The sequence below is a fragment of the Pseudoalteromonas sp. APC 3358 genome, assembly GCF_030408075.1.
Taxonomy (GTDB): domain Bacteria; phylum Pseudomonadota; class Gammaproteobacteria; order Enterobacterales; family Alteromonadaceae; genus Pseudoalteromonas; species Pseudoalteromonas arctica.
Genome location: NZ_JASDCE010000004.1, coordinates 249,998 through 274,564, shown reverse-complemented (window position 1 = coordinate 274,564; position 24,567 = coordinate 249,998). Strand labels below are relative to the sequence as shown.

General features: G+C 39.8%; 17 protein-coding genes. 6 read left to right on the top strand and 11 right to left on the bottom strand.

Annotated elements, in window-relative coordinates; translation table 11 throughout:
- Window positions 1-108 precede the first annotated feature (108 nt).
- A complete protein-coding gene (htpG, locus tag QL995_RS08485; protein ID WP_007584077.1) occupies window positions 109-2,022 on the top strand; it encodes a molecular chaperone HtpG in 1,914 nt (637 codons plus the stop codon).
- Window positions 2,023-2,210: 188 nt separating this feature from the next.
- On the top strand, window positions 2,211-2,855 hold the full coding sequence (gene adk, locus QL995_RS08480) for an adenylate kinase (RefSeq protein ID WP_010553395.1): 645 nt from the start codon (window positions 2,211-2,213) through the stop codon (window positions 2,853-2,855).
- Between the two features lie 88 nt (window positions 2,856-2,943).
- Here the strand turns inward: adk and tpx are convergent, their stop codons facing one another.
- Entirely contained in the window at window positions 2,944-3,525 is a 582-nt protein-coding gene (gene tpx / locus QL995_RS08475; RefSeq protein ID WP_007584075.1) for a thiol peroxidase, read from the bottom strand.
- A gap of 233 nt (window positions 3,526-3,758) precedes the next feature.
- On the opposite strand from tpx, the gene QL995_RS08470 reads away from it, so the two are divergent.
- Together QL995_RS08470 and QL995_RS08465 are read left to right on the top strand one after the other, a co-directional pair.
- The gene (locus QL995_RS08470; protein ID WP_007584074.1) at window positions 3,759-4,763 is read left to right on the top strand and encodes a response regulator; all 1,005 of its coding nucleotides are present in this window, start codon (window positions 3,759-3,761) and stop codon (window positions 4,761-4,763) included.
- 3 nt (window positions 4,764-4,766) lie between these two features.
- Window positions 4,767-5,738 carry a diguanylate cyclase gene (locus QL995_RS08465; protein WP_024592692.1) on the top strand — a complete coding sequence of 324 codons (972 nt, stop codon included), beginning with the start codon at window positions 4,767-4,769 and terminating at the stop codon, window positions 5,736-5,738.
- A 98-nt stretch (window positions 5,739-5,836) separates the two neighbouring features.
- On the opposite strand, the gene QL995_RS08460 is transcribed toward QL995_RS08465, so the two are convergent.
- From QL995_RS08460 to QL995_RS08445, 4 genes are all read right to left on the bottom strand, one after another.
- A complete protein-coding gene (locus tag QL995_RS08460) occupies window positions 5,837-7,351 on the bottom strand; it encodes a SpoVR family protein (protein ID WP_290293981.1) in 1,515 nt (504 codons plus the stop codon).
- Between the two features lie 19 nt (window positions 7,352-7,370).
- The gene (locus tag QL995_RS08455; RefSeq protein ID WP_290293980.1) at window positions 7,371-8,654 is read right to left on the bottom strand and encodes a YeaH/YhbH family protein; all 1,284 of its coding nucleotides are present in this window, start codon (window positions 8,652-8,654) and stop codon (window positions 7,371-7,373) included.
- A gap of 31 nt (window positions 8,655-8,685) precedes the next feature.
- The gene (locus QL995_RS08450) at window positions 8,686-10,608 is read right to left on the bottom strand and encodes a PrkA family serine protein kinase (protein ID WP_290293979.1); all 1,923 of its coding nucleotides are present in this window, start codon (window positions 10,606-10,608) and stop codon (window positions 8,686-8,688) included.
- A 210-nt stretch (window positions 10,609-10,818) separates the two neighbouring features.
- A complete protein-coding gene (locus QL995_RS08445) occupies window positions 10,819-11,400 on the bottom strand; it encodes a Fe-Mn family superoxide dismutase (RefSeq protein ID WP_002960323.1) in 582 nt (193 codons plus the stop codon).
- Between the two features lie 266 nt (window positions 11,401-11,666).
- On the opposite strand from QL995_RS08445, the gene QL995_RS08440 reads away from it, so the two are divergent.
- Window positions 11,667-12,005, top strand: a complete 339-nt coding sequence (locus tag QL995_RS08440) for a Grx4 family monothiol glutaredoxin (protein ID WP_004335359.1) — start codon at window positions 11,667-11,669, stop codon at window positions 12,003-12,005.
- 89 nt (window positions 12,006-12,094) lie between these two features.
- Here the strand turns inward: QL995_RS08440 and QL995_RS08435 are convergent, their stop codons facing one another.
- From QL995_RS08435 to QL995_RS08410, 6 genes are all read right to left on the bottom strand, one after another.
- Window positions 12,095-13,408, bottom strand: coding sequence for an ATP-binding protein (locus tag QL995_RS08435; protein WP_007584583.1), 1,314 nt, complete (start codon window positions 13,406-13,408; stop codon window positions 12,095-12,097).
- Window positions 13,408-14,739 (bottom strand): sigma-54 dependent transcriptional regulator, encoded by a 1,332-nt coding sequence (locus QL995_RS08430; RefSeq protein WP_290293977.1) that lies wholly within the window; start codon window positions 14,737-14,739, stop codon window positions 13,408-13,410. Before QL995_RS08430 ends, QL995_RS08435 begins: the two co-directional genes overlap by 1 nt.
- 121 nt (window positions 14,740-14,860) lie before the next feature.
- On the bottom strand, window positions 14,861-16,069 hold the full coding sequence (locus tag QL995_RS08425; RefSeq protein WP_165740305.1) for an FtsX-like permease family protein: 1,209 nt from the start codon (window positions 16,067-16,069) through the stop codon (window positions 14,861-14,863).
- 11 nt (window positions 16,070-16,080) lie between these two features.
- A complete protein-coding gene (locus tag QL995_RS08420) occupies window positions 16,081-17,394 on the bottom strand; it encodes an ABC transporter permease (protein ID WP_290293974.1) in 1,314 nt (437 codons plus the stop codon).
- 3 nt (window positions 17,395-17,397) lie between these two features.
- Entirely contained in the window at window positions 17,398-18,108 is a 711-nt protein-coding gene (locus tag QL995_RS08415; protein ID WP_004335374.1) for an ABC transporter ATP-binding protein, read from the bottom strand.
- Window positions 18,109-18,150: 42 nt separating this feature from the next.
- Window positions 18,151-19,404, bottom strand: a complete 1,254-nt coding sequence (locus tag QL995_RS08410) for an efflux RND transporter periplasmic adaptor subunit (protein ID WP_290293973.1) — start codon at window positions 19,402-19,404, stop codon at window positions 18,151-18,153.
- Between the two features lie 698 nt (window positions 19,405-20,102).
- Here QL995_RS08410 and gltB point away from each other — a divergent pair.
- The gene (gene gltB, locus QL995_RS08405) at window positions 20,103-24,560 is read left to right on the top strand and encodes a glutamate synthase large subunit (RefSeq protein WP_010553406.1); all 4,458 of its coding nucleotides are present in this window, start codon (window positions 20,103-20,105) and stop codon (window positions 24,558-24,560) included.
- Window positions 24,561-24,567 lie beyond the last annotated feature (7 nt).

Below are 24,567 nucleotides of genomic sequence, written 5' to 3'. Positions count from 1 at the left end.
TATTCTATTTTTTCGTTTCACCTTTTTTTGATTTTTCCCTTGAAGTTCTAACACCTCACCCCATATTAAGTGCATAACGCAGACACTTTGCAAATTGGAGATATATAAATGACTGCAGCACAAAAAGAAACATTAGGCTTTCAAACAGAAGTAAAACAATTATTAAACTTAATGATTCATTCTCTTTATTCTAATAAAGAAATATTTTTACGCGAACTTGTGTCAAACGCATCAGATGCGGCAGACAAGTTACGCTTTTTAGCGCTATCTCAAGGCGACCTTTACCAAGGTGATGCCGATTTACGTGTTCGTATTAGCGCAGATAAAGAAGCAAATACAATTACCATTTCTGATAATGGTATTGGTATGACACGTGATGAAGTAATAAGCTCATTGGGTACTATTGCAAAGTCGGGTACTGCTGAGTTTTTTAAAAACTTAACGGGTGATCAAAGTAAAGATTCACAATTAATTGGTCAATTTGGTGTTGGTTTTTACTCAGCATTTATTGTTGCCGATTTAGTAACTGTTCGTACACGTAAAGCCGGTGAAACAACCGCTTACGAGTGGGAATCTCAAGGTGAAGGCGAATACACGCTTCAAGAAATTGAAAAAGAAGGCCGTGGTACCGACATTATTTTACATCTTCGTGATGAAGAAAAAGAATTTGCTGACGATTACCGCCTGCGCGGCATTGTTACTAAATACTCAGACCATATTTCAACACCGGTACAAATGTTTAAAGCAGAAGTACCAGAGTCTGAAGGCGAAGACGGCGAAAAAATTCCAGCAGTACCAGGTGAGTGGGAAAGTATTAACCGCGCAACTGCATTGTGGACGCGTGATAAGTCAGAGCTTTCTGATGAAGAATACAAAGAGTTTTATAAGCACGTAAGCCACGACTGGGAAGATCCACTTAGCTGGGCACATAATAAGGTTGAAGGTAAAACTGAATACACGAGCCTTTTATACATCCCTAAAAAAGCACCTTTCGATTTATGGAACCGTGAACGTCAAAGTGGCTTAAAGCTTTACGTACAACGTGTATTTGTAATGGATGATGCTGAGCAGTTCATGCCAAGCTACCTTCGTTTTGTGAAAGGTTTACTAGATTCAAACGATTTACCTCTAAACGTATCTCGCGAAATTCTACAAGACAACAAAGTAACGCAAGCTATTCGTAAAGGGTGTACATCGCGCATTATTAAAATGCTTGAGCGTATGGCTAAAAACAAAGCTGACGATTACCAAGTATTTTGGAATGAGTTTGGCCAAGTAATGAAAGAAGGCCCAGCTGAAGATGCGGCAAATAAAGAAGCCGTATGTAAGCTACTACGTTTTTCGTCTACTCATACTGATTCAGAAACGCAAGATGTGTCGCTTGAGCAATATGTTGAGCGTATGAACGAAGGCCAAGACAAAATTTACTATGTAGTAGCTGATACATTTACTTCTGCGAAAAATTCCCCTCATTTAGAGATTTTCCGCAAAAAAGGGATTGAAGTATTGTTACTAAGTGACCGTGTTGACGAATGGATGATGAGCCACTTAACTGAATTTGCTGATAAGCAACTACAGTCAATCACACGTGGTGATTTAGATTTAGGTAAGCTGGACGACGAAGAGACTAAAAAAGCGCAAGAAGAGTCTGAAAAAGAGATGGCTGGCCTTGTTGAGCGTATTAAAACAGCACTAGGTGATGACGTTAAAGAAGTACGCTTTACGCACCGCTTAACAGATTCTCCAGCATGTGTTGTAAGTGACGACAACGACATGAGCTCACAAATGCAAAAGCTAATGGAATCTGTTGGTCAAGCAGCACCAGAAGCAAAACCTGTGTTTGAGCTAAACCCAGAGCATCAACTTGTTAAGCATTTGAATGACGAACAAGATGAAGATAAATTTTCACAGTGGTCACATGTTTTATTAGACCAAGCATTACTTGCAGAGCGCGGTACACTTAAAGATCCAACAGGATTTGTTACTCGCCTAAACAAACTAATGCTTGAACTAAGCAAGTAGTCAGTTAACTATTTAGTTAATAAAAGTATAAATTATATACTTTAAATAAAAGGGAACGTATGTTCCCTTTTTTAATGCGCTGTAAATACATCAACAACTCATCAATTAGTATAAGTTGCTTGAGTATCGGCGGCGCTTGTGGAAGAATTCAGGCTTTAAAATAAATATCCATACTAGGGGACAATAATATGCGCATTATTCTTTTGGGCGCGCCGGGTGCAGGTAAAGGTACTCAAGCTCAGTTTTTAATGGACAAATACGGTATTCCACAAATTTCTACTGGCGACATGTTACGTGCAGCAATTAAAGAGGGCACGCCATTAGGCTTAGAAGCAAAAAAAGTAATGGATGCTGGTCAACTAATTTCTGACGATATTATTATTGGTTTAGTAAAAGAGCGTATTACTAAAGCTGATTGTGAGAAAGGTTTTTTACTTGATGGCTTCCCACGCACAATTCCTCAAGCTGATGCGATGAAAGAAAATGGCGTAGTGGTTGATCACGTTATTGAATTTGACGTGGCTGACGAAGTGATTGTTGAACGTATGGGCGGACGTCGCGTTCATCCTGGTTCTGGTCGTGTTTACCATATTGTATATAATCCACCAAAAGTGGAAGGTAAAGACAACGAAACTGGGGAAGACTTAATTGTTCGCGCTGATGATACTGAAGAAACAGTACGTAAACGTTTAGGTATTTATCACGAGCAAACTATGCCATTAGTTGATTACTACCAAGCAGAAGCTGCTGCTGGTAATACTCAATACCACAAACTAGATGGTACACAAGCTGTTGAAGCTGTAAGTTCACAACTTGGTGAGCTTTTAGGTTAATTATAAAAGCACATTAAAAAACCGCCAATTGGCGGTTTTTTGTTTTAAGGTTGTTTAGCATTGCTTAATCAGTGCTATTTAATCGGCTTTAAAGCGTTTTAAGTTTCTCAATTACGCTGTTGTATTCTGGTTCAGTTGAAAGGCTACTAACTAATTGTTTATAAATGACGTTATGTCTTTCATCTAAAATAAATACCGTTCGCGTTAATAAGCCCATATCTTTAATAATCAATCCGTATTTTTGGCCAAAATCGCGCCAAACAGAATCTGATAACGTAGTGATTTTATCGATATTTTCAGCTTTGCAAAAACGCTTTTGAGCAAATGGTAAATCAGCACTAATTGTTAGCATTACAACACTTGGAAATTGCGAGGCTACTTTTTCATTGAAATGCTTAGTTTGCAGGCTACAAATACCTGTATCAAGACTTGGCACTACACTTATCAATACAGCTTGGCCTTTGTAATCCTCAAGCGTTACAGGGATGAAGTTGTCATCAACTACTTTGAAATTTGGCGCGCTATCTCCAACAGAGATCCCTTTGCCTAATAAAGTGACTGGTTTGCCTTGTGCAGATACTTTTCCTATGTCTAGCGTGTTTTCTGGGTAATCGGCTGCAATAGCCACAGAGCAAAATGCGCTCAAAGCAAAGGTAAGTGAACGTAACATAAGGTATTTCCTTTTAAATTAACGCAATGGGCGTCAGTGTATTATACTGCGCTATAGTAACCAAGAGATTATACCGCCCTAATGAAGTTGGGATTAGTTCTGCAATATAAAAATTGTAACTATGCTAAACTTTGATTAACATGAAGTTACAAAATATATCTTCAATAATAAAAATAAAAACCATCATAAAATGATTTTAATGCTCATTACTGGTTTAGAAACAGAGAGATAATATGTCAACATCGGTACTAATATGTGATGACTCAAAATTAGCTAGGCGTCAGCTAGCTCGTTCATTACCTGAAGATTGGGATATTAAAGTTGAATTTGCACTCGACGGCGTTGATTGCATAAAGCAAATAAAGTTAATTGAACCAGAAATACTTTTTCTCGATTTAAATATGCCTGAAATGGATGGGTATGAAGTATTAATCGCTATGAAAGAACAGGGGCTAAACATACTCACTGTTGTTGTCTCTGGTGATATACAGCCAAGTGCACATCAAAGAGTGCTTGAACTGGGTGCTATCGATTTCATTCAAAAACCATGTTCCCCCGAAAAACTAGCCAGCATAATTGAACACCATGGGATTAAAGATAAAGCCATGCGTGAGCGTCTCTCTCATTCGCTTGGAGAGCAGGTCGACCCTGATGTTCGGGATATATACCAAGAACTCACTAACGTTGCTATGGGACAGGCTGGGGATTTACTTGCACGTCTTCTTAATGTGTTTGTAGAGCTACCAATTCCTAATGTGAATATTTTGGAAGTTAATGAACTCGATATGGCGCTGCAGTCTATAGATAATAATGCAGCTACATCGGGTGTGTGCCAGGGCTTTATTGGCGGTGGCATTTCGGGCGAGGCGCTATTACTTTTAAATGATTCAAGCTTTAAAGAAATAGCTTCTTTAATGAATTATGACGGCGAGTTAAACGATAAAATTGAACTTGAGCTGCTTATGGATATTAGTAATATTTTGATAGGCGCTATTTTAACGGGTCTTTCAAAACAGCTCGATATGTCATTTAGCCAAGGGCACCCAATAGTACTTGGCCAACACCGAGATGTGTCTGAGCTGGTTAAATCAAACAAGTCACGTTGGCAACGCACCCTTGCTATAGAGATTAGTTACGGTATTGAAAACCATGATATAAATTGCGACCTCATGCTGTTATTTACTGAAGATTCACTTAAAACTTTGAAGTATAAAGTTGCTTACCTATTAGAAGATTAAGTTATGGCTGCAGATTTAGAAATGAATGAGATCCATTGGCTTATGGATATGTTTAATACCGTTGATGTAGGCCTTGTAGTACTTGATAGAGATTATAAGGTGTGTGTATGGAATGGTTTTATGGAAAACCATTCAGGGCTTCTACCAAGCGCAGTAAAAGATAAAGACCTATTTGATTTATTTCCAGCAATAGACGAAAAATGGTTTAGAAGTAAATCAGAATCGGTTTTTGTTTTAAAAAACCGCTCTTTTACGATTTGGGAGCAGCAGCCATACATTTTTAGGTTTAAAAATTATCGACCTATTACTGGTAAAGCTGATTATATGTATCAAAATGCGACATTTATCCCTCTTACAAATACGATGGGCGAAGTTAGCCATATTTGTATTATTTTGTATGATGTAACAGATGTCGCGGTAAATAAAAAAGAGCTTGAAGAGTTAAACAAAAAATTAGAACAAGTAAGTCAAACAGATAGCTTAACGCAGCTTGCAAACCGTGGACACTGGGAAGGTACGCTACGCCAAGAGTTTTTGAGAGTTAAGCGAAGTGGTGGCTGTAGTACATTATTAATGTTTGATATTGACCACTTTAAAAAAATAAATGATGAATATGGCCATAGCTGTGGTGATGAATCGCTTCGTCATTTATCTAACTTACTACGTACGACGCTGCGCGAAACTGATGTTGCAGGGCGCTATGGCGGTGAAGAGTTTGCAGTAACATTACTTGATACAGATAAAGAAGGCGCTTTTGTATTTGCTGAGCGTTTAAGGGTATTGATTGAAACTAACCCTGTTAAGTATAAACACTTTGAAATAACAATGACGGTAAGTATAGGGCTGGCTGGTAGCAGTAATGATTTTAAAAATCATGAGCGCTGGATAGAGGCTGCAGATAAAGCACTGTACCAATCTAAAAATACAGGGCGAAATAAAGTAATAGCCTACGAAGATATAAAAAATGACGCTTAAGCGTCATTTTTTATATCCAGAATTTAGGGTTAATAATAGGGTGTTTTTTACAATCTGCTGAGCAAACCCAATCAGTATGAAAATTTTATTGCCCTTCATTATTGTGTTGTGTGTCGAGAGTCATCTATTGGGCATTGACCAATCATTGAAACCTCACCAGAATTTGACTCTTGCTCTAGTTTTACTTTAAAGCCCCATAATCTGTAAAGATGCTTAAGTACTTCCTCGTGCGAGTTTGCTAAAGGAATGTTGTTATGAGGTACATAGCGTAGGGTTAGTGAACGGTCACCTCTAATATCAACGTCATATACTTGAATGTTGGGCTCATGATTACTCAAGTTGTACTGCGCTGAGAGCGCTTCTCTTACAGCTTTATAACCATTGTCGTTATGTATTGCGCCAATTTCTAAATGGGGATTATTAGTATGATCAATAATAGTAAATAATTTAAAATCACGAATTAACTTAGGCGATAAAAACTGGCTAATAAAACTCTCATCTTTAAAGTTTTCCATTGCAAAATGCAGTGTATCTAGCCAATTACTGCCTGCATATTCAGGAAACCAGCGTTTATCTTCTTCAGTTGGGTGCTCACATATTCTGCGAATATCAACCATCATATTAAAGCCTAAAGCATATGGGTTAATGCCTGAATAATACTTACTGTTATAAGGTGGCTGATAAACTACGTTGGTGTGGCTTTGTAAAAATTCTAACATAAACGAGTCGGTGATTTTTCCCTCATCATATAAGTGATTAAGGATGGTGTAATGCCAAAAAGTTGCCCAACCTTCATTCATTACTTGAGTTTGTTTTTGTGGGTAAAAGTATTGCGAAATTTTACGAACAATACGTATCACTTCACGTTGCCAAGAGTCGAGTAATGGGGCATTTTTTTCAATAAAATACAAAATATTTTCTTGTGGTTCAGAAGGAAAGTGACGTACTTTCTTTTTGGTTTCTTGCTGTTGCTCAGGAATAGTTCGCCATAATTCGTTTACTTGCGATTGAAGGTAGTCTTCACGCTCTTGTTGGCGTTTTTGCTCTTCAAATAGCGATATTTGTTGTGGACGTTTGTAGCGATCGACTCCGTAATTCATTAATGCATGACATGAGTCGAGTAGGGCTTCTACTTGTGTAATACCGTGCTTTTCTTCACAGCGACTTATGTAGTTTTTAGCAAATACCAAGTAATCAATAATTGAGCCAGCATCGGTCCAGGTTTTAAATAAGTAGTTACCTTTAAAAAATGAGTTATGTCCGTAACATGCATGTGCCATAACAAGCGCTTGCATAGGTAGGGTATTTTCTTCCATTAAGTACGCAATACAAGGGTCTGAATTTATCACTATTTCGTAAGCGAGACCCATTTGTCCGCGCTTATAATTTTGCTCTGTTTGAATGAACTTTTTACCGTACGACCAATGACTGTAGCCAATAGGCATACCAACGCTTGAATAAGCATCCATCATTTGCTCTGCGGTTATCACTTCAATTTGATTAGGGTAGGTGTCTAACCTGTAGTGAGCTGCAACACGGGCAATTTCACCTTGATACTCATCTAATAAATCAAAGGTCCAATCTGGGCCATCACTCAATCGTTTATCATTCATAATGCTACCTCGCTTTTGGCTATGCAGAGTTTTGCTGTTGACGACCTTTTTTAAATAGCTCCCTAAAAATTGGGTAAATATCTTCAACGCTTTGAATATGCTGTATGGCGAAATTATTATGGCTGTGTGTTATAGATTCATATTCGCGCCATAGGCTTTGATGAGCACGAGTGGTTATTTCAATATAAGCAAAATAGCGTACTGCGCTTAAGAGCTTATTACGTAAAATTTCACCACACTGCGGGGTGTCGTCCGCCCAGTTATCGCCATCAGAGGCTTGTGCGGCGTATACATTCCACTCGTTTGCGTGATAACGCTCTTTTATTATTTCGTTCATTAATTTAAGTGCGCTTGAAACAATAGTGCCGCCAGTTTCTTGGGAATAAAAAAACTCTTGCTCGTCTACTTCTTTTGCTTGTGTGTGGTGGCGAATATAAACAACGTCTATGTCTTTATAGCTGCGTGTTAAAAATTGATAGAGCAAAATATAAAAGCGCTTTGCCATGTCTTTTGTTGGCTGATCCATTGAGCCTGACACATCCATAATACAAAACATTACCGCTTTGCTGGTGGGGTGAGGGCGCTTTTCGTAATTACGAAAACGTAAATCGTAGTTATCAATAAACGGGACCGATTTAATTTGTAGTTTTAATGCTGCAATTTCTTTTTGTAATAAAGCAATTGCCGCTTTATCGTTATGTGGACCAGCAAGCAGCAGAGCAAGTTGTTCTTCGAGCTCTTTTAAACGGCGTTTTTTACCTGCACTCATGGCAACACGCCGTGCAAGCGAGCCTTGTAATGAGCGGACAATATCAATATTACTTGGCATGCCGTCGCTACAAAAACCTGCGCGATGGGTTTTCATTTGCACTAACTTATCAAGCTGGTTCTCTTGTAAGTTAGGAAGTTCTAAATCTTCAAACAGTAAATCAAGGTATTCATCTTTTGATATCGAAAATACAAACTCATCTTGCCCTTCGCCCGAATCGCTGGCGTCACCTTCACCGGCACCGCCGCTTTGTCCGCCTTTAGGGCGTTCAATTTTATCACCAGTAGAAAACTGATCGTTGCCTGGGTGAATTTGTTCTCTATTCCCGCCTTGCCCTTGATGAAATGTAGGTTCGCTGATATCGCGTTGTGGAATAGAAATACTCTCACCAGAGCTTGAATCTGTAACGCTGCGTTTGTTAATCGCATCTGAAACCGCTTCTTTAATTTGTTTTTTATAGCGCCTAATAAAGCGCTGGCGATTAAGCGTACTTTTATTTTTTCCGTTTAAACGCCTATCTATAAAATGCGCCATATTGACCTCCTATATACTACGACTATGAAGGTTATTGCGATTTTCTAACCCGTAAATACCACTCAGAAAGCAAGCGAACTTGTTTTTGTGTATAGCCTTTTTCGACCATACGGTTCACAAAGTCTTCGTGCTTTTGCTGATCCTCTGCAGACGTTTTAGTATTAAACGAAATAACAGGGAGCAAATCTTCGGTATTAGAGAACATTTTTTTCTCAATCACCGTGCGTAGTTTTTCGTAGCTTGTCCATAGTGGGTTTTTACCGTTGTTATGCGCACGGGCACGCAATACAAAGTTCACTATTTCATTACGGAAATCTTTAGGGTTAGAAATACCTGCTGGCTTTTCTATTTTTTCAAGTTCGGCGTTAAGCGCGGCTCGGTCAAATAGTTGTCCCGTATCAGGGTCGCGATATTCTTGGTCTTGTATCCAAAAGTCTGCATAAATAACATAACGGTCAAAAATGTTTTGTCCGTATTCTGAATACGATTCTAAATAGGCGGTTTGCAGTTCTTTACCTATAAACTCTACATATTGCGGAATTAAATAGCCTTTTAAAAAGCTTAAATAACGCTCTTCTATTTCGCTTGAAAATTGTTCGCGCTCTATTTGTTGCTCAAGTACATAAAATAAGTGCACCGGATTTGCAGCAACCTCAGTGGTATCAAAGTTAAACACGCGGGATAAAATTTTAAACGCAAAGCGAGTAGAGAGCCCCGTCATGCCTTCATCAACACCTGCGTAATCACGATACTCTTGATACGATTTTGCTTTAGGGTCGGTGTCTTTTAGAGTCTCGCCATCGTATACCCGCATTTTTGAATAGATACTTGAATTTTCTGGATCTTTTAAACGTGATAGCGTCGTAAATTGCGCCAATGTTTTAAGTGTACCTGGTGCGCATGGTGCGTTGTATAGCTCGCTGTGCTCAAGTAATTTGTCGTAAATTTTAATTTCTTCGGTTACACGTAAGCAATAAGGTACTTTTACAATATAAACACGGTCTAAAAATGCTTCGTTGTTTTTATTGTTTTTAAAAGTTTGCCACTCAGATTCATTAGAGTGAGCGAGGATCATGCCATTAAAAGGCAGGGCACTAATGCCTTCTGTGCCGTTGTAGTTACCTTCTTGGGTTGCGGTAAGTAAAGGGTGCAGCACTTTAATAGGCGCTTTAAACATTTCTACAAATTCCATCAGCCCTTGGTTAGCTAAACATAAAGAGCCCGAGTAGGCGTATGCATCAGGATCGTTTTGGGCAAAGTGCTCAAGCTGGCGAATATCGACCTTACCCACTAGCGCCGAAATATCTTGGTTGTTTTCATCTCCTGGTTCGGTTTTGGCAATGCCTATTTGGTTTAAAATAGAAGGGTAGCGTTTAACCACTCTAAACTGGCTAATATCACCATTGAACTCTTTTAAGCGTTTGCCAGCCCAAGGCGACATAATGGTTTTTAAGTAGCGCGGTTTAATACCGTATTCTTGCTTAAGTACGTCGGCGTCCTCTATTGGGTCAAATAATGCAAGAGGATGGTCGTTTACCGGAGAACCTTTAATTGAATAAATAGGCACTTGTTGCATTAAATATTTTAGTTTTTCAGCAATGGATGATTTACCCCCACCAACAGGTCCAAGTAAATAAAGCACTTGTTTGCATTCTTCAAGCCCTTGGGCTGCGTGTTTTAAATAAGAGACTATTTGCTCAATGGCGTCTTCCATACCATAAAAATCAGCAAAGGCAGGGTAGCGTGCAACTACTCTATTAGAAAATAACCGGCTTAGTCGTGCATCCGTTGCGGTATCTACCATGTTTGGTTCGCCAATTGCCATGAGTAGGCGTTCTGGTGCGCTGGCGTAGGCAGACTTATCGGTTTTACAAATCTCAAGAAATTCAGCGATACTGTATTCTTCTTCCTGTGCCGCTTCGTATCGTGCTTGGTAATGCTCAAAAATCGTCATAATAACCTCCGAAACCCGCTGTAAAAAGGTGCTTACCTTTTAAAGTCTAGTCACGAATCTGTATTTTTGTGCAATAAAATTAAAAATTTAAGTGAAAAAAGATCATGTTACTAAAAGTGTTTTATTAAATGATGAGGCGCTTGGGTGTGATAAACAAGAAACAAAAAAAGACGCCTAAGCGTCTTTTTTACATTAGCGTTTAAAGGCTAATTAAGCGAAGTTAGCGTTCGCGAATTCCCAGTTAACAAGCGACCAAAAACCTTTAAGGTAATCTGGACGAACGTTACGGTAATCAATGTAGTAAGCGTGTTCCCATAAATCCACTGTAAGGATTGGAGTAACGCCATCATCAGTTAATGGTGTAGCAGCGTTAGATGTATTAACGATGTCTAGTGAACCATCAGCAAGCTTAACTAACCACGTCCAGCTTGAACCAAAGTTATTTACTGCTTTGTCATTTAATGCATCTTTAAACGCATCAAAAGAACCCCATTTAGCGTTGATTGCATCAGCAACTGCGCCAGTAGGCTCGCCGCCGCCGTTTGGAGATAAGCTGTTCCAGTAAAAAGTATGGTTCCAGATTTGTGCTGCGTTGTTAAATACGCCGCCTTCTGATGAACATACGATCTCTTCTAGAGATTTGTTTTCAAACTCAGTACCAGGGATTAAACCATTAAGCTTAACCACGTAAGTGTTGTGGTGTTTGCCATGGTGAAACTCTAGTGTTTCTTTTGAAATATGTGGCTCAAGTGCGTCGATTGCATATGGTAGTGACGGTAGTTCAAATGCCATTTTTTTATCTCCATCTTCTTTGGTTGATAGTCCATTTGGTAATACGTAATGCCTGTTGAAACAGACCAGTTACCTATACCAAGCGGTAATATAGTGTTACTATAATTGTTGAGTATTTTACTCAAGTTTAAGCAAACAGCAATGCTATTGCGAAAGACTATTTCAATTGCGGCTTTATTTGCCCATTTTAAGTTATATATTTGTGGTCACGATGAGTTATTTTCAAGACCTAAATATATTTAGCTATCGTTACTTTGAGGTTGTAGATGGAAACCATTGATAAAATTAAACAGCAAATTTCAGAAAACCCAATAATCCTTTTTATGAAAGGGTCACCAAAATTACCAAATTGTGGTTTTTCTTCACAAGCATCGCAAGCGTTAATGTCATGTGGTGAACCATTTGCATACGTTGATATTTTACTTAATCCAGACATTCGTGCTGAGCTTCCAGCATACGCAAATTGGCCAACATTCCCGCAATTATGGGTAGATGGCGAATTAGTTGGTGGTTGTGACATTATTATCGAAATGTTTCAACGCGGTGAATTACAGCCGTTAATTACAGAAACTGCTGCTAAATATAAAGAAGCTGACGCAGAGTAATTTATTACTCAACCTGCTATCAGGTTATTAAGCTCTTTAAACACAAAGCCACTTTTTAAGTGGCTTTGTTGTTTTTAATTTTTGTGAATTTACGAATAAGGAAGGCTCACTTGTACGTTTAAGCCGCCCTCTATTTTGTTATGTAAACTTATATGCCCCTGGTGCGCTTCTGCTATTTCTCTGCATAAGGCTAGCCCTAAACCACTCCCCGTACTTTTTGTAGAATAAAAGGGCACTAAAGCATTTGCCATTACTTGCTCGCTCATTCCTTTGCCGCAGTCGCTCACATTTATAACACAAGCTTGGGGTACAAATTCGACCTGAATATGTATTTCATTGGCGTTGGAGCCTGACTCGTGTGAATTTTTTAATAGGTTTATGAGCAGCTGCTCGAGTTGGGCTTGATCAGCTTGTAATTCATTGTGTGAATTTTTTATTTCGTAGCTAAATTGCCAGTGATTTTTTAAATTATTGAGTGTGTTTTGCCAGTTAATCCGTGTTTTTTGTGGCTGAGGTAATTTAGCAAACTTGCCATAGCCTTGTACAAATTCAGTTAAATGACTAATTCGCTCATCAATAGTTGCAAATACACGGGCAAGGCGGGGCTCATCAACTTTATTTGCGAGCAATTGTGCGCTGTGTAACATGGACGACATAGGGCCGAGTGAATTATTCAATTCGTGGCTGATAATGCGTATTACCTTTTTCCACACGGCAACTTCTTGGCGACTAAGCTCACGGGTTAACTGTTTAAATATATATAAATGATGCTTTTGGTTATTGAGTAAAAACTCCCCGGTGGCTAAATGCCAAGTTTGCGAGTCTTGATTCTCTATTTCTATATTAAAGAGGCCATCAACACCGTGCTCTATAGCTGCTATTAATTGCAGGGGCGAATTTTCGAGTAATTTACTTAGCTGCATACCTTCAAGGCGGGTTGCGCTATTAAATAAACTACGGCTAATTAAATTACTAAATACCACCGTATTATTATCATTGACCAGTAATAACGCTTGCGGCGAGCTTTGCAATACTTTATCAAGCATTAACTCGCGCTGGTAAATCCATTGTTTTTCTTGGCGAAGCTGTTTAGCGGTTTGATTATAAAGTCGGCATAGTTTTCCAAGTTCATCATTACTTTTATACGCTAGTAAGCTGGAGAGCTCACCATCTTTAAAATTAAGCAACCCGGTTTCAAGCGATTGCATGCCAAGCTTTATTGGTTTGGTGAGAGCTCTTGAAAGCAAGGTGCTAAATGCAAGCGTTAGTAATATTAAAAACAGAGTGTAGTACATATCAAAACCACTAAGTGCGGCAATAATAAAAACAGGCAGCGCGCTACAAAGTGCGCAAATTAACACAACCTTTTGGCTTAGGGTAAAGTGGCTAATAATGTTTGGCATTAATAATCAATACCCATTTTTTGTAATCGACGATAAAGAGCTTGTCGGCTTAAACCAAATTCACGGGCCACTTTGGCTATAACACCTTGATGAGCGCGCATTGCGTGTTCTATTTCCTGTTTGGTCGGTTCTGCTTTTGCTTCTTGTTGAGCAGTAACCGATGACGAAAGTGCAAAGTCATCGACTGTAAGCGCACCTGTTGGTTTTAGTACCGCTACACGTTTACAAGCATTTTCTAGCTCTCGAACGTTACCTGGCCATTTATAATGTTGAAGTGCTTGCTCTGTGTTTATAGTCAGCTCTCGGTGAGGTAAGAAGTGGCTAATGAGTGCTAAAACATCATCTTGCCTTTCGCTAAGGGCAGGCACATTGAGTTCAATTACATTAAGGCGATAATATAAGTCTTCCCTAAATCGACCTTGTTCAATTGCTTGTAGTAAGTTTTCGTTAGTAGCCGATATTACTCGCACATTTACTTTTTGTGTTTGTGTTGAGCCTAAACGTTCAAACTCGCCGGTTTGTACTACGCGTAGTAATTTTATTTGTCCTGAAAGTGGTAAATTACCAATTTCATCTAAAAATAACGTACCGCCATCAGCTGCTTCAAATCGACCAATACGTTGTTTAGTTATCCCCGTGTATGCGCCAGCTTCAGCGCCAAAAAGTTCGGCTTCTATAAGTTCTTGTGGTAGTGCGCCTGCGTTTACCTTAATAAAAGGTTGCGATACAAGTGGGGAGTTTTTTTGAATAATATGCGCAATACACTCTTTGCCACTTCCATTAGGGCCTGTAATTAATGCAGATATATCAGATTTAGCTACTTGTAGCGCCATAGTGACCAGTCGTTCCATAGCCGTGCTTTTAAATATTAGCCCAGCAAGGTCTGCATTTTTAAATGTACCTTCACGTTCTTGTTGATGGCGATTAAGTGTCGCCATTATTTTTTTAGCACTGCCTAGCTCTATTAAATTACTGATACAAACTAGTAGTTTTGCATCATCCCAGGGTTTTGGTAAGTAATCAGCAGCACCGGCTTTTACAAGCTCAATGGCGGTGGCAAGTTCGGTCCAGGCTGTAATAAGTATAATAGGGAGGTGTGGGTTTATTTCTCGTACTTCATAAAACAAGGCTTTACCTTCTTCGCCAGAGGTCGTGTCACTGGTAAAGTTCATGTCTTGAATTACAAGCTCAATTCGCTGATAGCGAACTATTTGCATAGCATCAAACGGATTTGTTGCAGTGACTACCGAAAAGTCGTGGATCTCGAGCAACAATGAAAGTGCATCGAGTACTGCTTGGTTATCATCAACAATGAGTATTTTATGAGTCATAGGTTATTTTTATAATTTTTTAATGGCTACACTGCCTTACTAATCAGTGTAGCATAGTGATTTTTACATGATTTAGTAACCTAAACTCTGGATAATAAATCTACCTCAAGCGGATTCTAGGTTAAATTGTGCGAGTTGCGATACTGGGCGAAATATTAGCAGCGCGTTTAGCCGGCCCTAATACCGCAAGTAAGCTCATTAATAATACGACAATGGCGGTAACGGCTATATAGCTTGGCGGTAGTGCGGCTACAGAAAAATACTGCATTAACATTTTCCCAAGTAGTATTGCTGTTACCACACCTAAGGCTAAACCTAGGCTACAAATTAATGCATTTTCTACTAAAAAGTAGCTAACAATAGCTGACTTTCTTGCACCAAGTGCTCTGCGTGTGCCAATTTGCTTAGTACGTTTGCTAATATTAAATAAGGTTAAGCCAAAAATACCGAGAGCGGTTATAAGCACTAAAATAGTGATTAATACTATGAGCATGCGCATCATGAGGCGGTCTTTAGCGGTATACTCATTTTTTAATTCATCAAGTCCTTTAATGTTATTAATAACGCGTTTGCTGTAATTTTCGAGCATGGCATTTTCTATTTCTTTCATTACAGCTGCTCGCTGACCAGGCTCTGTACGAACGGCAACTTGTGCATAACTTGCTGCTTTAATATAAGGAATAAACGCAAGATTATCGGGTTTACTGTCTTTGAGCCACGGGCCTTTCATGTTTCCGATCACGCCAATAACTTTAAGTGGTAGGTCACCAAAATAAACTATTTTTCCTAAACCATCTCCATCAGGGTAGAGCTCATCAAGTAAGGCTTTAGTGACTATAGTGACGTTGGTGCGCTTTTGTGTAATTTCGTTTGTAACTAGCACTTCATCTTCGGTAAAGTTTCGCCCTGCAATTAAGTTAACGCCGTAGGTATTAATTGCGTGGTCATCTATAAAAAAATAAGCAGTTCTTACACTTAGGCCTTCTTGTGGAGCGGGTTGTAAATTAAAGCTCGAAGCGCTGCCACTGCCTGATAGCGGGATACTACTGCTTAATGCGGCATCAACTACGCCTGGCATTTTTCTAAGCATGCTTTCATCAAGCTCAAACTGCTGGCTTAAGTTAATATCAGTACCAAAGGTCATTACATTAAACTTAAATATATCTTGCTCAGGGTAGCCCGTTTCTTGGTTTAAATAGCTAATTCTGTCTTGAATGATAAATGCAGCATTACTGACTATAGCTGTGGTAATTGCAATTTGAATTAGCAGTAATACAGCGCCCACCTTTGAGCGGCATAAGGCGTTAAATATAGGTTTTATTTCTAACATTGTTAAATTCCTTATTGGCTCTTAAGATAAATAGCAGGATTGGTTTTACACACTAACCAAGCTGGGTACAAACCAGCCAAAATGCAGGTTGTAATTGCAATCAATGGGGCGCTCAATAGCATGGTCAAATCCATTGTCGCTAAGTTTTCATAGTAGTCGTAGCTTTGCACTACGCCCATTAAGCCAAGTTGTGCTAGTACAATTCCTAGCATGCCACCTACAAAGCCAAGCATGGCGACCTCAACTAAGTGCTGTAAAAATATTTGCCTTTTACTAGCACCTAATGCGCGCCTTACACCTACTTCTGGCGCTCTGCGTAAAAACTTAGCTAAAAGTAAACCTAAAATATTGGCTAAGCAGACACCTAAGAACATAAAGCTCAGGCCCACTAAAATTTTATTGTCTTCGGTGACGACGTTGTTGTATTGCATCCATTGGTTTACATCGCGAAGTTTATACTCAAGTTCTTTACGATTAAATCGACCACGTTTTTGTTGTTCTTGCATATAGGCTAATAAGTAATTTTGATAGGCTTGTTTTTGTTCAAGCGTATTTAGCTCTGCCCAAAACTGGATCCATACTTGCTCAGATTGCAGTTTATCTGCAAAGGTTGGTGTGTTTTCGTGTTTCCATCCATTGCTATTGCCCCAACTTACGAGCTCTTTTGCCTTTATTAAGCTAAAGGGCATAAATAACTCTTCTACTTGATTAAATGCACCGTTATTTAAATCATAATATTTAATATTGAGAGGCCAATGGTTAATAACACCAACTACTTGATAGCTTGCATCATCTAAGTAAATCAGTTCTCCGACGGAGTTTTGTCCTGCAAATAGTTTATCGTTTATCTCTTGGGTAATAACAACCACAGGTGCGGCTGAGTTTTCTTGCTCTTTGCTCCAAGCCCCTCCGTATAGAAATGACAAATTAAACATGCTAAAAAAGTCAGGCGTTGTCATGCGAGCATTACCTATAAAAGGTTTTATTTTGTCGGAGTCTAAATAAACTGAAAAGCCGGTACGCATCATAGCCACTTTTTTCTCTGACGTGGGTGCGTTTAATAAGTTCTCAGCATCTTGATAGGTCAGTTGCAGTGGCATGTTATCTTCTGTCCACCACGTACTACCATCGTCCATTGTTTGTAATTGCACACTGTAAAGTTGGCTGCTTTTTTCTGGGATAGGATCGGCCGACATCATGTGATAAACACTAAGGCTGGTCATTGTTATGCCTATACCTATCGCAATGGCAAGTACCATTAAAAAGCTAACCAGTGGGGTGCGCTTGAAGCTGCGCCAACTTAAATCTAAATAATGAATAAACATTAGTTAAACCCCCGATGCTGTTTTTATAGTTTGCGCGCCCTGATAAAGCGTAAAGTCGGCAAGTTGTCCATCAACTACTTGAATATTACGCGGAGCACGGCGGGCTAATTCGCTATCATGCGTTACCATTACAATAGTGGCACCGTCGCGATTGATTTGTTCAAGTAACTCCATAACTTGGCGAGCCATTAAGCTGTCAAGGTTACCTGTTGGCTCATCGGCAAGTAAAAAACGAGGTTCACCAGCAAGCGCACGGGCTATTGCCACACGTTGTTGCTGGCCACCAGAGAGTTGTTGAGGTAAGTGTTTAGCGCGAGATGCTAAACCAACTTGTTCAAGGCATTGCTCAATTCGACGTTTTCGCTCATTTGCTTTAATCCCTCTGTAGCGAAGAGGAACTTCTATGTTTTCATATAAATTTAAATCGGGGATCAAATTAAAGCCTTGAAATATAAAGCCAATTTTTTGATTACGTAAATCAGCACGTTGGTTATCGTTTAGGCTGCCAACATTAACGCCATCCAACAGGTATTCACCTTCGTTAAAAGGCTCGAGCATACCTGCAATATTTAAAAAGGTTGTTTTTCCTGAGCCGCTAGGACCGGTAACAGCAATAAATTCGCCTTCGTTTACTTGCAGATTAAAATCTCGAAGCGCATGGGTTTGTACCATTTCTGTTTGGTATACTTTACTTACATTGTTCATTTGTAACATGGTTGTTCCTAATTATTTTTAGCGTTGGTTGAGAACGTCTGTTTAATTTAATAAAATCGTGTTGGCTTGCTTAAAGTCGCTGTAGCTTGAAATAATAATTTCATCGTTTTCTTTTAGTCCGCTTAAAAGCTCAACCGCATTAATGCTGGTGGCGCCTATTGTAATAGGTATACGCTTTGCGATATTGCCATCGACTTTATAAGCTATAATTCCGCCTTGCTGCATAAATGCACCACGCTTTACTTGCATTACACCTTCTCGGTTGTCGAGTAAAATACGTGCAGTTAAGCGTTGGTTCTGACGAATGTTGTTAGTAACACCTTTAAACCGGACGCGTGCTGTTACTTCACGATTATTAACTTCTGGTGATATGGCGGATAAATTCCCCATCACTGTTTCATTGCCTAACTTAAGCTCTACTTCCATACCGAGCCCTAATTCGTTTGCGTAACTTTCAGGAACTTGGAGTTCGGCTTCAAAATTACTTAAGTCGACGAGAGTCATAAGAGGTTGGCTTTGCGTCACTGCGGCTTTTTGTTGCACTAATAGGTTACCCACGATCCCTGTAACGGTAGCTTTAATAGATAGGTTGCTTACTTTTCGGATTAAGTCATCAACAATAAGTTGTTGGCGGGTCACATCACTTTTAGCAGCTTGTAGTTCAAAAGTGAGCGTGTCTTTGGCAAGCAATACCTCTTGCTGCGCATGCTTATAGGAGAGCTTAGCTCGGGATAAATCATCAACTGCTTTTTCTAGATCAATTTGGCTAATTAAGTGCTTTTGTATTGATAACTGTGCGCGACGATTTTCGCGCTCAGCGGCGTTAAGCTCGACTTGTGCCATATCGAGTGTTTTATTTAAGGTGAGTGTTTGGCGTCTTGCTTGCAAATGCTGCCTTTGCTGTTCGCCTTCAAGTCTTTTAAGTACAGACTCCTGTTGCTTTAATTCATTAGTTAACTCAGGGCTTTGCAGCAGGGCAAGTGTGTTGCCTTGCTTTACTGTATCGCCGGCCTTTACTTTTAAATCTATAAATCCCCGTTCTGGACTGTAGATTTTAGGGGCATTAGCAGCAACAATTTTACCACTGGCGGCAATGTCTCGAATGAGCGCTTTAACATGTACTTTTGCAATCTGTACTTTTGAGCGGCTAATAGAGCTTTTAGCGCTATGGTTAGTTAAAAAAATATAAGCAATTGCAGAGACCACAATGAAAACAATCGCAGTGATCATCGCGTATTTTTTATAGCTTATAGGTGCCTTTACCTGTACGTCTTGTGCGCTGGTATCTTTAATCATTTAATTTCCCCTAAATTGCTTTTATGTATTTTTCGCACAGCAGTAATAAAGCTGCTGTGCAAATAGCGGCAATAGGAGAGAGTAAAAATAAGCTTAGAGTAAACATAGTAATTCCAATTAGCGATTATATATAAAGCTATACGATTAATATGCCAACTATTATCTTATTGATATTTAAGTAATTTTATTTTTTTGTTATTGAAATTTATGTCCGCGGACAGTTTATGTGTCCGCATCGGACATAGTTTTAAATAAAAATTCACTATTAACGTACAAAAAATGACATGAACTTTCATAACTATACTAATGAGCAGCAATAATCGGGGATGTTAAGCCATTAAAGTAATGAAATAGCATAAAACTATCTAAATGTTAACTGAATAGCCCCTCTAGCGCTGAATACTTATTCACTTTCGGTTGCCTTTACGTTTACGTAAGCTGTCACGATGAAGGCTCGTGTTTTTTACAATATGTTAAACTTGACACCAGTGTCATGAAAAAATAGTGGTTAAAATAACGCTAAATGTTAAAAATAATGATAAAAAGAAATCTTGCTATGAAGTGAGAAATATTCAAGAATGTGAATATGTATTCAAAGTGCTATTGACTCTATTTAAGATAGAGGCTAGTTTTGTCCGTCTGTTAGCAAATCGTCGAGCAGTTCATCCACGCTAACAGTGCAGCAAGGGGAGGGGTCTATGTTATACGACTCAAAGTTAGAAAAAGAAAATTGTGGCTTTGGCTTAATAGCCCAAGTTAATGGTCAAGCTAGTCATAGGCTTATTCGTACTGCTATTACGGGGCTTGATCGCATGCAGCACCGTGGTGGTATATCTGCCGATGGTAAAACAGGTGATGGCTGTGGTTTATTATTACAAAAACCAGATAGCTTTTTCCGTGCTATTGCTAGTGAACATAACTGGCACTTAGGCAAAAACTACGCAGTGGGTATGATATTTTTAAATTCAGACCCTGTTTTAGCGCAAGCTGCAAAACAAATACTTAGCGAAGAATTAGAAAAAGAAACGTTAAATATTTTAGGTTGGCGCGTTGTGCCAACTGACCCATCTATGTTGGGTCCTATTGCTGTACAGCAATTACCAGGTTTTGAACAAATTTTTGTTAGCGCGCCAGAAGGTTGGCGTTCTAAAGACTTAGAGCGTCGCTTATATGTAGCACGCCGCCGCGCTGAGAAGCGCATTGTTGATGACGAAGCTTTCTATATCGCAAGTCTATCTGGTTTGGTAACTATCTATAAAGGCTTAATGATGCCTGCAGATTTACCAAATTTTTACCTAGATTTAGCTGATATTCGTATGACGAGTGCGATTTGTGTTTTCCATCAGCGCTTCTCTACTAATACTCAGCCGCGTTGGCCTTTAGCTCAACCTTTCCGCTATTTAGCACACAATGGTGAAATTAATACTATTGAAGGTAACCGCCAGTGGGCACGCGCACGTTCATATAAGTTTGCGTCACCGCTTATTCCTGATTTACAAAGCGCAGCGCCGTTTGTAAACGAAACCGGCTCTGATTCATCAAGCCTAGATAATATGCTTGAGCTATTTTTAGCTGGTGGCATGGATTTATTCCGCGCTATGCGTATGCTCGTACCACCTGCATGGCAGAAAAACCGTGCAATGGACGACGATTTACGTGCATTTTACGACTTTAACTCTATGCATATGGAACCATGGGATGGCCCGGCAGGTATTGTTATGTCGGATGGTCGTTTTGCGGCTTGTAACCTTGACCGTAATGGACTTCGCCCAGCGCGCTATGTAATTACACAAGATGGCTTTATTACGCTTGCATCAGAAGTGGGTATTTGGGATTACACTGCCGATGAAGTAGTTGAAAAAGGCCGTGTTGGTCCAGGTGAATTATTAGTTATTGATACTAAGCTTGGCAAAATTTGGCACTCAGATGAAATCGATCAAGATTTAAAGTCTCGCCATCCTTACAAGTCATGGCTTGAAGAGAACGTTAAACGTTTAGTTCCATTTGAAGAGCTTACTGAACAAGACGCGGGTAATCGCTCATTTGATGACGAAACGCTAGCTAAATATCAAAAAATGTTTGGTTATACCAACGAAGAACTTGATAGTGTTATTCGTGTAATGGGTGAAAACGGCCAAGAAGCAACCGGCTCAATGGGTGATGACACGCCATTTGCAGTGCTTAGTGAAGGGCATCGTTCGCTTTATGATTACTTCCGCCAAAAATTTGCGCAAGTAACAAATCCACCTATCGATCCACTGCGTGAAAATCATGTAATGTCACTTGCGACATGTATTGGTAGTGAGCAAAACGTATTTAACGAAACAACAGGCCATGCTAAGCGCCTACAGTTTGATACGCCAATTTTAATGTACGCAGACATGCAGCAGCTATTAAATGCTGATGAAGCGCATTACAGCTACTGTAAAATTGATATTACCTACACAGTTGAAGAAGGTTTAGAAAATGCGGTAACGCGTATTTGTGACCAAGCACAAGAAAAAGCAGCCGCTGGTTGTATCATGCTTATTTTAACTGACCGTAACTTTGATGAAATAAATTTACCAATTCCAGCAGCTATGGCTGTAGGTGCGGTACAAAAACGATTAGTTGATAACAATCTTCGCTGTGAATCAAACATTATCATTGAAACCGGTAGCGTGCGTGATGCGCATCAGTTTGCTGTGTTATTAGGCTTTGGTGCTACGGCAATTTATCCATACCTTGCGTATGAATCGTTAGTTGCGATGAGCGACAGCAAAATTATTAATAAGTCGTATTGCGAAGTAACTCTTGCTTACCGTAAAGCCATTAACAAGGGCTTATACAAAATCATGTCTAAAATGGGCATAAGTACGGTTGCGTCATATCGCTGCTCAATGTTGTTTGAAGCGGTTGGTTTATCTGACGCTATTGTACAAATGTGCTTTAAAGGTGTGGCAAGTCGCATACAGGGCGCATGCTTTACCGACTTTGATGACGATCAGCAAAGCTTACACAAACTCGCTCTAAGTAAGCGTAAATTATTAAGCCACGGCGGCTTGTTTAAGTACGTACATGGCGGCGAGTATCATGCTTATAATCCTGATGTAATCCAAACCCTGCAAAAAGCAGTTCGTTCTGGTGAATATAGTGATTACAGTGAATATGCAAAACTTGTTAATACGCGTCCTATTGCCACTTTACGTGACATGCTTGCGCTTAAAATTCCAGAGCAAGGCATTAGCATCGATGATGTAGAGCCTGCAGAAAACCTATACAAGCGTTTCGATTCAGCAGCAATGAGTATTGGTGCATTATCGCCAGAAGCGCATGAGGCTCTAGCAATTGCAATGAACCGCTTAGGTGGTTGTTCAAACTCTGGTGAAGGCGGTGAAGATAAGCTGCGTTATGGTACCGAGAAAAACTCGCGTATTAAGCAAGTTGCTTCAGGTCGATTTGGCGTAACGCCGCATTACTTACGCAGTGCTGACGTTATTCAAATTAAAGTAGCGCAAGGTGCAAAACCAGGCGAAGGCGGTCAATTACCGGGTGAAAAAGTAACCCCATATATTGCTAAGCTTCGTTATTCTGTTCCAGGTGTTACATTAATTTCGCCACCACCACATCACGATATTTACTCAATTGAAGATTTAGCACAGCTAATTTTCGATTTGAAACAAGTAAACCCTAAAGCACTTATTTCTGTAAAACTGGTTTCAGAACCAGGCGTAGGAACCATTGCGACAGGTGTTGCTAAAGCGTATGCCGATTTAATTACTATTTCTGGCTATGATGGCGGTACAGGCGCAAGCCCACTTACTTCAGTTAAATATGCAGGTAGCCCATGGGAGCTAGGACTTGCTGAAACGCAGCAAGCCCTTGTTGAAAATGGACTGCGTCATCGCATTCGTTTGCAAACAGATGGTGGCTTAAAAACAGGTTTAGATATAATTAAAGCGGCAATTTTAGGTGCAGAAAGCTTTGGCTTTGGTACCGGCCCAATGGTTGCGCTTGGTTGTAAATACTTACGAATTTGCCACTTAAACAACTGTGCAACCGGTGTTGCAACACAAGACGAAACACTTCGTCAAAAGCATTACCACGGCTTACCAGAAATGGCGATGAACTACTTTAAGTTTATAGCGCAAGAAGCACGTGAAATCATGGCAAGCTTGGGGGTTGTAAACTTAACTGATTTAATCGGTCGTTTAGATTTGCTTGAAGCCATTGAAGGCAAAACAGCAAAACAGAAGAAAATTGATTTATCTTCCGTAATTGCTCAGCCTAATAACCCAACTGGCGAAACACTTTATTGTAGTGCGCCTAATAGCTCACATTATTTAGGAAAACTTAATGAGAGCCTACTTGCTAAGGCGCAAGAAGCAATTGATGCTTCAAGCGGTATCTCACTAGTAAGTCGTATTTGTAATACCGACAGATCGGTGGGTGCAATGCTTTCTGGCTATATTGCCGATAAATATGGCAACCAAGGAATGGCGGCAGATCCTGTAGCAATTGAGCTACACGGTACTGCGGGTCAATCATTTGGTGTGTGGAATGCCGGCGGCCTTGAAATGACACTGGTTGGCGATGCAAACGATTACGTAGGTAAAGGCATGGCGGGTGGCAAGTTAGTTATTCGTCCACCACTTGGCTCGTCGTTCGAAAGTCACAAAGCCACAATTGCAGGCAACACATGTTTATACGGTGCAACAGGCGGCAAACTGTTTGCTGCAGGTTGTGCAGGCGAGCGCTTTGCAGTTCGTAACTCAGGTGTGCAAGCGGTTGTTGAAGGTGTAGGTGACAACTGTTGTGAATACATGACGGGCGGCGTTGTATGTGTACTGGGCAATGTAGGCGTTAACTTTGGTGCGGGTATGACAGGTGGTTTTGCTTATATTTTAGATGAGCGAAATGATTTTGAAAAACGCATTAATCCAGAGCTTGTCGAAATAGTAACACTAGACGAATTAACGTCGCATCAAGAACATTTACGCGGCTTAATTGCTGAGCATTTAGAGCTTACGGGTTCGTGCAGAGCAGAAAGTATTTTGGCTAACTTTGAATTGTACTTACCTATGTTCAAATTAGTAAAACCAATATCAAGTGACGTAAAAAGTTTACTCGGGCATCGCGCTCGCAGTAGTGCCGAACTACGTGTTCAGGCGCAATAAGGGGGCA

Coding starts and splice junctions, on each gene's coding strand:
- htpG (WP_007584077.1), top strand. CDS start 109: ATGACTGCAGCACAAAAAGAAACATTAGGCTTTCAAACAGAAGTAAAA.
- adk (WP_010553395.1), top strand. CDS start 2,211: ATGCGCATTATTCTTTTGGGCGCGCCGGGTGCAGGTAAAGGTACTCAA.
- tpx (WP_007584075.1), bottom strand. CDS start 3,525: ATGTTACGTTCACTTACCTTTGCTTTGAGCGCATTTTGCTCTGTGGCT.
- QL995_RS08470 (WP_007584074.1), top strand. CDS start 3,759: ATGTCAACATCGGTACTAATATGTGATGACTCAAAATTAGCTAGGCGT.
- QL995_RS08465 (WP_024592692.1), top strand. CDS start 4,767: ATGGCTGCAGATTTAGAAATGAATGAGATCCATTGGCTTATGGATATG.
- QL995_RS08460 (WP_290293981.1), bottom strand. CDS start 7,351: ATGAATGATAAACGATTGAGTGATGGCCCAGATTGGACCTTTGATTTA.
- QL995_RS08455 (WP_290293980.1), bottom strand. CDS start 8,654: ATGGCGCATTTTATAGATAGGCGTTTAAACGGAAAAAATAAAAGTACG.
- QL995_RS08450 (WP_290293979.1), bottom strand. CDS start 10,608: ATGACGATTTTTGAGCATTACCAAGCACGATACGAAGCGGCACAGGAA.
- QL995_RS08445 (WP_002960323.1), bottom strand. CDS start 11,400: ATGGCATTTGAACTACCGTCACTACCATATGCAATCGACGCACTTGAG.
- QL995_RS08440 (WP_004335359.1), top strand. CDS start 11,667: ATGGAAACCATTGATAAAATTAAACAGCAAATTTCAGAAAACCCAATA.
- QL995_RS08435 (WP_007584583.1), bottom strand. CDS start 13,408: ATGCCAAACATTATTAGCCACTTTACCCTAAGCCAAAAGGTTGTGTTA.
- QL995_RS08430 (WP_290293977.1), bottom strand. CDS start 14,739: ATGACTCATAAAATACTCATTGTTGATGATAACCAAGCAGTACTCGAT.
- QL995_RS08425 (WP_165740305.1), bottom strand. CDS start 16,069: ATGTTAGAAATAAAACCTATATTTAACGCCTTATGCCGCTCAAAGGTG.
- QL995_RS08420 (WP_290293974.1), bottom strand. CDS start 17,394: ATGTTTATTCATTATTTAGATTTAAGTTGGCGCAGCTTCAAGCGCACC.
- QL995_RS08415 (WP_004335374.1), bottom strand. CDS start 18,108: ATGTTACAAATGAACAATGTAAGTAAAGTATACCAAACAGAAATGGTA.
- QL995_RS08410 (WP_290293973.1), bottom strand. CDS start 19,404: ATGATTAAAGATACCAGCGCACAAGACGTACAGGTAAAGGCACCTATA.
- gltB (WP_010553406.1), top strand. CDS start 20,103: ATGTTATACGACTCAAAGTTAGAAAAAGAAAATTGTGGCTTTGGCTTA.